Origin of the sequence: Megasphaera massiliensis (assembly GCF_000455225.1) — a bacterium.
GTDB lineage: Bacteria > Bacillota > Negativicutes > Veillonellales > Megasphaeraceae > Megasphaera > Megasphaera massiliensis.
The window spans coordinates 408412-411661 of the sequence record NZ_HF954537.1 but is presented as its reverse complement, the minus strand read 5'-3'; the positions used below and the strand labels follow the sequence as shown (position 1 = coordinate 411661).

General features: G+C 29.6%; 2 protein-coding genes and 1 pseudogene. 1 reads left to right on the top strand and 2 read right to left on the bottom strand.

What is annotated here, in order from left to right; genetic code table 11:
* Positions 1-346 precede the first annotated feature (346 nt).
* A pseudogene (locus TX77_RS05285) lies at positions 347-1421 on the top strand (IS30 family transposase).
* A 564-nt stretch (positions 1422-1985) separates the two neighbouring features.
* Here the strand turns inward: TX77_RS05285 and TX77_RS05280 are convergent.
* Both TX77_RS05280 and TX77_RS05275 read right to left on the bottom strand, forming a co-directional pair.
* Positions 1986-2372, bottom strand: a complete 387-nt coding sequence (locus tag TX77_RS05280) for a toxin-antitoxin system HicB family antitoxin (RefSeq protein ID WP_044503766.1) — start codon at positions 2370-2372, stop codon at positions 1986-1988.
* Positions 2353-3141 (bottom strand): ParA family protein, encoded by a 789-nt coding sequence (locus TX77_RS05275; RefSeq protein WP_044503765.1) that lies wholly within the window; start codon positions 3139-3141, stop codon positions 2353-2355. The genes TX77_RS05280 and TX77_RS05275 overlap by 20 nt, the downstream gene beginning before the upstream one ends.
* Positions 3142-3250 lie beyond the last annotated feature (109 nt).

The following is a 3250-nucleotide window of genomic DNA, read 5'->3' as shown; positions in this document are numbered from 1 at the left end:
CTGATTGATATCGTGTTCTTTCAAATGATCCAACAGGAAAAATATCTCTATAAAATTCTAAAGATTGAATTTCTTCATAACCTTTTTCAAAGAAATAATCAATCTTTTTCTTATATAACTCAATTGCTATCATGATACCCCCTATATAAAGCGGCGGCTATATTATCAATATATTTTTTTAGACCTTTTTAGTTAAACTAAGAATAGTTATGCACATAGATTCTTAGATAATATAATTTATTTATAGTGCTTAATTGTAAAATGAAACTGAACACATAAAAATCCATAGTGAAAACCTTATGTTATGATTTAGGTGTTTAATCAAAATCATAACGAGGTAATCACTATGGACTACAACAATCATAACACGTCGTTACGTACAAACACTTAAATTTAGAAGAACGTTTTTATCTAGAAAAACGGATAACTTTAGGTGACTCTATTCGTTCTATTGCTAACGAGTTAGGACGATCTAGAACAACAATATATGCAGAGCTAAATAGAGGTATTGTTGTGCAAATAAAGCAAAATAAAGCTTGTTTCATGTATTTAGCTGACCGTGGTCAGACTAGTTATGAACAGTCACGTAAAGGCTCTTTTAACAGCTTAAAAGCAGGTACTATTGAACCGTTCTTATCTTGGGTAGAAACTAAAGTTAGAAAAGAGCACTGGTCTATTGATGCAGCTGTTGGTTATGCTAAGCGTCAGTGCTTGTTTGTACGTAATGAAATGGTTTGTACTAAAACTTTATATAACTACCTTCACCAAAATATCTTAGCCTTTAAAATTATGGATTTACCGTTAGTTTTACGCAGATCAACAAGAAAGTACTCTTCTAGAAAACATAAGAGGGAATTGGGTAAATCTATTGATTTACGTGATGAAGAATTAAATACTAGAGAGGAATTTGGTCACTGGGAACTCGATACTGTTCGTGGTATTAAGAATAAGACCGATGAAGTTATTGTATCTTTATTAAAGCGTAAAAGCAGATTGTATGTTGCTTTGCGTTGTCCATCGGCCAAGTCTGAAGATGTGAAAAATACCTTAACTAATTGGCTTAATACATTTTCTAAACATACTGAGTTGAGTAGTTTATGCAAAACAATCACTTCTGACAATGGAAGAGAATTTGCTGAAATTGCGAACCTGGAAACCGATAAACTAAGTATTTTCTTTGCACATCCCTATTCGGCCTGGGAACGAGGCTCTAACGAAAAGTATAATGGTTTGCTTCGCCGTTTTATCCCTAAAGGAGTTCCTTTAAGACTGTCTCTGAAGATACCCTAAAACGAACTGTATGATGGTGCAATAATTTACCTCGTAAATTACTAAATTACAGGACACCACAAGAAGTTTTTTTAGAAGAAGTTGGTAAAGTAGTGGATTTAGAAAGTGTTCAGTTTGATATTGCAATTTAGGATTTATTTATAGTTTATTTGTTACAGCACATTTATTCTATTAAAAATGTTCACCTACTACATTTACAAATGATTCGACGTCATTATCGCCTTATTATTAAGCAACTAGCCCACGCTCTAGCATTAGCGTAATAATGTAGAAAAACCAAGAGACCGCCATCTTGATATGCTCCCCTTTAGGTAGACATGAGAAATAATAAAATCTCATGCTGCTTGAAGGGGAGTATTTTTTATGCGAAAAACAAAGATATCTGCTCAATCTACATTCTGATCTTTTGTACTAACACGAATATACGCAAATGATTCTGCCATATATATTCTCCTTTTTAATTGCTTAATTAGTATAACAACTATGTCTAAAAATATATCATACTTTTAAAATATTTCATAATGTAATAAATATACTTTTTGAAATAATATTTATGTGTATTTTTTATCTTTCAAAAAGCATGCTTTTTGAAAAGTTTTATTTGATCAGTAAAGACACATATAAAAAAAGAGTATGTTTTTATCACACTCTTTTTTTACACATTTTTTAATGCTCACTTTTTTATATGTATTTTTTTATTTTTTCTCGTTACTTTCTATCTTTTCTAAATATTCATATAAAGCATTTGTAACAAAATAATTTACTGATATTTTAGAATTTGCTGCTGCTTCTTTTAATTTATTATCTAGCGTCTTTGATATTAATAACTGTATTCTTTCTGTCTTTTTTTCCTTTTTTATATTATTTTCACTTACATCATATTTTTTCTTTATTTTTATCCCCGTTTGTTCTATTTTCTTTTCTTCTGTATTAATTCTACTTTTATTAGAATCTATTTTTTCCGAGGATTGAGCTTTTAAATTATTTTCTTCTTCAGTTTTATCTACTTCTTTTGATTGACTACTTGAAAAAAAAGCACTCTTACCAGCAGCCTCAAAGCTCTTATTTTTCTTTTTTGCCATTTTTTATCACCTTCAATAATTCTTTTAATACTCCTTCATAATCTGTGACCGCATTACATTTTTTATCATAGCTAAATCTACTTTCTCTCTGTGCTTGTGCTTCTTTTATCGCCGTACACTCTCTAATTTTAAAATTAAATAATCTAGTATCCATTTGATCTGCAATTTGTTCTAATGCTTCTGTTAAATCTTGAGAGATAATGGTTCTTGGATTATATCTTACTAAAACAATTCCATAAATACATAGTTGAGGATTAGAAATTTTTCTTACATTTTGAACTGTATTATAAATTAGGCTAATTCCCTGTATACTTAATATATCTGCTTGACCTGGTATTAAGATGCCTGTCGATGCCGTCATCGCATTAACCGTTAATATTCCTAATGCTGGTGGAGTATCAATAATTACAAAATCATACTCTTCCTTAATACCATCTAAGGCTTCTTTTAAATAATACTCTCTTCCCTTCATATCTAAAAATATATCAGCCTCAGCTAAAAGTGGATCACTAGCAATCAAATCTCCACGTTGAGTATACTGGATATAATCATTTATATTTGGATTGTTTCCTGCTTTTTTGTCTTTGAAGTAATCACAAATAGTAACTTCATCATTATTTTTATGAAGTAAATAAGATAAGTTCCCTTGAGGATCTAAATCAACAAACAATACTTTTTTCTTTTTTAATTGTAGTGCTGAACCTATAGCATCAGCAGTCGTACTTTTACCTACTCCACCTTTTTGATTAATAACTGTAATTACATTCATTTATTTATCCCTCATTTATAATCTATATTAATTTATACATATCTTTTTATATGTATTTTACCATAATTATATCATACACATCTTTTTATGTATACAATATGATATGTAT